The organism is Enterococcus raffinosus, assembly GCF_001886185.1.
Lineage (GTDB): Bacteria > Bacillota > Bacilli > Lactobacillales > Enterococcaceae > Enterococcus_A > Enterococcus_A raffinosus.
The window spans coordinates 1-1279 of the sequence record NZ_JXLA01000103.1 but is presented as its reverse complement, the minus strand read 5'-3'; the positions used below and the strand labels follow the sequence as shown (position 1 = coordinate 1279).

Annotated in this window: 1 protein-coding gene; it reads left to right on the top strand. The window is 34.6% G+C overall.

Translation table 11 applies throughout. The features are described 5' to 3' along the window. Window positions 1–58 precede the first annotated feature (58 nt). On the top strand, window positions 59–1228 hold the full coding sequence (locus tag RV13_RS20365) for an IS256 family transposase (RefSeq protein ID WP_070509231.1): 1170 nt from the start codon (window positions 59–61) through the stop codon (window positions 1226–1228). Window positions 1229–1279 lie beyond the last annotated feature (51 nt).

Genomic DNA, 1279 nt, shown 5'->3' with positions numbered 1-1279 from the left:
AAAGTCCATTCTGTAAAATTAAAGTTACCACACAGAAATTTTATAGGAGGACTTTCTCATGACTAATTTTACTATAGAAATTATGCAAACACTACTCAATAAAGGGGATTTAGATGAATTATTTCAGGATCATTTAGAGCGAGCGATTAATTCACTTCTACAAGCAGAGCTAACTGTTTTTTTAGATTACGAAAAATATGATCGAAATGGATTCAATTCAGGAAATTCCCGTAACGGGAATTATTCACGTACATTTAAAACAGAATATGGCGAGTTGAATTTAACTATTCCTAGAGATCGTAATGGCGAATTTTCTCAACAAACACTACCAGCATATAAGCGAACCAATGATTCATTAGAAACGACCATTATCCAATTATTTCAAAAAGGCATTACTATGGCTGAAATCTCCGAATTAATTGAAAAAATGTATGGTCACCACTATACGCCACAAACAATCTCCAACATGAGTAAATTGGTGGCTGAAGATGTTTTAGCTTTTAAAGAAAGAACGTTAGAAGCCAATTATTCCGTTATATTTATGGATGCGACGCATATCCCTGTGAAGCGACAGACTGTTTCGAAGGAAGCAGTGTATATTACGATTGGTATTCGTTTGGATGGAACCAAAGAGGTTCTTGGGTTTACTATTGCCCCAACTGAGTCTGCTTATATTTGGAAAGAAGTTCTTCAAGATCTTAGAAAACGTGGGTTAGAAGAAGTTTTATTAGTCGTGACAGACGGATTAAGCGGTATTGAAGAAAGTATCCATAGTGTGTATCCGAATACCCAATTTCAACAATGTTGTGTGCATGTATCTAGAAATATCGCTCATAAAGTTCGTGTTCGAGATCGAAAAGAAATTTGTGAGGATTTCAAATTGGTTTACCAAGCGAATTTAAAAGAAGAGGCATTGGATCACATCGACTTTATGATTAGGAAATGGAAAAAGCAGTATCCAAGAGTCGTCAATTTACTCTTGAATCCTGCCCTATTAACCTTTTATAATTTCCCTCACGCCATCAGACGAACAATTTATTCGACGAACCTGATTGAAGGCTTTAATAAGCAGCTAAAACGATATACTCGAAGAAAAGAACAATTCCCTAATGAAGAATCTCTAGAGAGATTCTTAGTTTCGCAATTTAATCAATATAACCAAAAATTTTTAGGTAGAATTCACAAGGGATTTAAAGAAATTCAGGATACATTAGAGTCGATGATTTAACTGTAATTAACAGAATGGATCTTCCATTTACACATAATTCTTGACGCTACC